This is a genomic window from Sinomonas sp. G460-2 (assembly GCF_047759905.1).
Lineage (GTDB): Bacteria > Actinomycetota > Actinomycetes > Actinomycetales > Micrococcaceae > Sinomonas.
In genome coordinates this window covers 1-2,695 of record NZ_JBKZWT010000409.1, presented here as the reverse complement: position 1 = coordinate 2,695, position 2,695 = coordinate 1, and the positions used below count along the sequence as shown (strand labels likewise).

The 2,695-nt window shown below is 70.5% G+C and carries 4 protein-coding genes and 1 pseudogene; 1 reads left to right on the top strand and 4 read right to left on the bottom strand.

The genetic code is table 11. The features are described from left to right. Nucleotides 1-204, top strand: a pseudogene (locus ACLN58_RS20620) (hypothetical protein); the annotation flags it as partial. A 10-nt stretch (nt 205-214) separates the two neighbouring features. Here ACLN58_RS20620 and ACLN58_RS20615 read toward each other — a convergent pair. From ACLN58_RS20615 to ACLN58_RS20600, 4 genes are all read right to left on the bottom strand, one after another. Beyond that, nucleotides 215-478: a TM2 domain-containing protein gene (locus ACLN58_RS20615; RefSeq protein ID WP_415857098.1), complete on the bottom strand. Its 264-nt coding sequence runs from the start codon at nt 476-478 to the stop codon at nt 215-217. A gap of 97 nt (nt 479-575) precedes the next feature. Continuing rightward, nucleotides 576-971, bottom strand: a complete 396-nt coding sequence (locus tag ACLN58_RS20610; RefSeq protein WP_415857097.1) for a hypothetical protein — start codon at nt 969-971, stop codon at nt 576-578. Between the two features lie 54 nt (nt 972-1,025). Then, nucleotides 1,026-1,610: a hypothetical protein gene (locus tag ACLN58_RS20605; RefSeq protein WP_415857096.1), complete on the bottom strand. Its 585-nt coding sequence runs from the start codon at nt 1,608-1,610 to the stop codon at nt 1,026-1,028. A 64-nt stretch (nt 1,611-1,674) separates the two neighbouring features. Then, nucleotides 1,675-2,695 (bottom strand): MATE family efflux transporter (locus tag ACLN58_RS20600; RefSeq protein ID WP_415857095.1); only part of this gene is annotated, 1,021 nt, incomplete at its 5' end.

Genomic DNA, 2,695 nt, shown 5'->3' with positions numbered 1-2,695 from the left:
CGGCTCAATGCCGATCAGACCTGGCTCGTGGTCGACGCGCGCCACAAGCACGCCGACACCGCGGCCTGGGTCGCGGCGGTCCAGACGCGCCTCGTGGTGCATGCCCTCGCCGTGGTCGGGGCCGCCGAGACTTCGACGCCGCGCACGGTCGAGCGGCTCGGTATCCCCGTCGGATGGACGGACCAGAGCCCGCTCTGGAATTGAGTTCTCGCGGCTAGCGCAGCTCGCGCCCGTACGCGTCGGTGCGGAACGGCTGCGCGCCGAGCACAATGAGCGTTCCCTCGACGATCCCCCACAGGAAGACCGCGCCGTACGTCGCCTTCGCGAGGAGGATGGCCGCCAGAATCTGCGCGATGCCCATCGCCGTGTAGCCCAGATAGAAGCGATGGGCGCCGAACGCGCCGAGATAGATGCCGAGCAGCCCCGCGACGGCACGGCGCCGCGGCGAGGGGCTACTGCTCGTATACGTGGGCATCATCCGGGCGGCTCACTTCACTCGATGAGGCTCCAGCTTACGGCACGATGAAGGACCCGAGTTGACATGTACGTTGACATGTAAAAAACGTTCGGGTGGGTCAGGCTTGGGGCTTGTCCTCGTCCGGAGTATCGGCCCGATCGGCGTCTTGAGCGCGGCTCTCGGAGTGACCTCCAGAGTGGCCCTCTGCGCTGCCCTGGCCTTGGTCCGCGGCGTGTCGCTTGAGCCTGTCCTCCGAGCGGAGATTGACGCCGGAGCCGTGGCCGAGATGGTCCGCGTTCTCCTTGTACGTCATGGAGAGCATCGCGGCAACGACGAGGCACACGATGAACGCGATCCCGCCTGCCGAGAACGCGAGATCGAAGCGCATGCCGTGGCCCGTTCCGCCCGAACCGAAGATGAGCACCGCCACGAAAGCGACGACGCCGAAGAACGCAGAAAACATGAGGGGGCCCTTGATGCCGACGCGAGGTCCGCGCGGGGTCTGGTCAGTCATGGGAGGGTCTCCGTCAAGTCTTGGGAGTTCTACGCCGAGTAGAACCACTCAATTCTAGGCCACGCGAGCTTCGCCGGCTGAATCGTGCCGGAGGCTCAGGCCGGCGATGGCGAGCAGCACCCCCGTGATGATGGCCGCCCCGCCCGCAACGCCCAAGAGGGCGTGCGGCCCGGCCGCCGCAAAGAACGGCAGGAGGATCCCCGCGCCCAGATTCACGACTCCGCCGATCAGGAGGTCCCGCGCGAGCGGAGAGGCCCCGCCGGCCGGCGCGCGCCTCGAGAGCACGCCGCGCACGACGTCGGAGATCCCCACGAGCGCGAGGGCGGCGGCCCCCGCCCCACCCACCATGGCGTCGCTGGGGGCGACCGCGATCACGATGCCAACGACGGCCGCCGCGGCATAGGGGATCAGGCCGAACAGGGTCGAAGCCCGCTCCGGCGCGGGGCGCTCCGAGCGGACGAGCCACACCTCCCCGGCGAGGAGCAACACGAGGTAAGGCGCCATGAGCCAGGCCGCGCCCGCCGTCGTCGGTTGCCCCCAGAACACCGTCGTGGCGCCGAACGCCAGGGCCACCACGGCTCGGCCCAGGACGGGCGGCCAGAGGCGGGCACGGGAAGGTAGGGACTGGTCAGCAGGCACGGAGCCAGTTTAGTCGGGGGCTGAGGCCCCTTGACGTCCGCGCGACGCAGCCGGCCGCGAAGCGCTACGCCGCGCCCAGGACCATCCAGGTTGTGCCGCGGGCCCGGAGGCCGAGCGTGAGGGCTCGCGCGAGCATGTAGCCGACCGCAAACGCGGCCCACAGCCATGCGAGGCCGGCCGGGCCGCTCAGCCCCGCGAGGCCCACCCAAACGAGGAGCGGTCCGTAGACCACGAGATTGAGCACGCCTGCGATCGCGAGATACCGCGCGTCCCCGGCGCCGATCAGCACGCCGTCGAGCACGAACACGAAGCCGCACACGGGCTGGCTCGCGGCGAGCACCCACAGCGCTGGAGTCAGCGCCTCGTGGACCCCGGGATCGGCGGTGAAGAGCCACCCAACCCACGGCGCCGTCGCGGCAAGAAGTGCGCCCGTGACCACGCCGAACCCGAGGGACCAGCGGACCATGGTGCCCGTGAGCTCCCGCGCCCGCGCGGCGTTGGAGGCTCCGAGCTCCTTGCCGATGAGCGACTGCGCGGCAATCGCGAGGGCGTCGAGCGCGAACGCGAGAAAGTTGAACATGGTCATGGCGAGCTGGTGTGCCGCGAGGTTCTCGGCGCCCTGCGCGGTCGCGACGACGACCGTCGCGAAGATCGCGGCGCGCAGCGTGAGCGTGCGCAGCATGAGCCAGGACCCGACGTGTGCCGCGCCGAGAATCCCGCGCCACGTCGGCGCCAAGCGCAGGCCCTCGTGGCGGATCCGCGGGACCACGATCGCGAGGTAGACGGCCGCCATGCCGAGCTGGGCCACGCTCGTGCCAATCGCCGAGCCCGCGATCCCCCACCCGAAGCCGTAGACGAACAGGAAGTTGAGTGCGGCGTTCGCCGCGAAGCCACACGTGGCCACGACGAGCGGCGTCCGCGTGTCCTGCAGGCCGCGCAGCACGCCGGTGCCGGCAAACACGAGCAGCATGCCCACGAGCCCTGGCATGGACCATGCGAGATAGTCGACCCCATAGCCTTGGACGGCCGGGGGCCCGCCCACCGAGCGCACGATCGCGGGCGCGGCCGCCCAGCCGATCACCGCA

What these genes read in the sequence shown, in the direction of transcription:
- ACLN58_RS20610 (WP_415857097.1), bottom strand. Translation starts at nt 971, where the DNA reads ATGACTGACCAGACCCCGCGCGGACCTCGCGTCGGCATCAAGGGCCCC.
- ACLN58_RS20615 (WP_415857098.1), bottom strand. Translation starts at nt 478, where the DNA reads ATGATGCCCACGTATACGAGCAGTAGCCCCTCGCCGCGGCGCCGTGCC.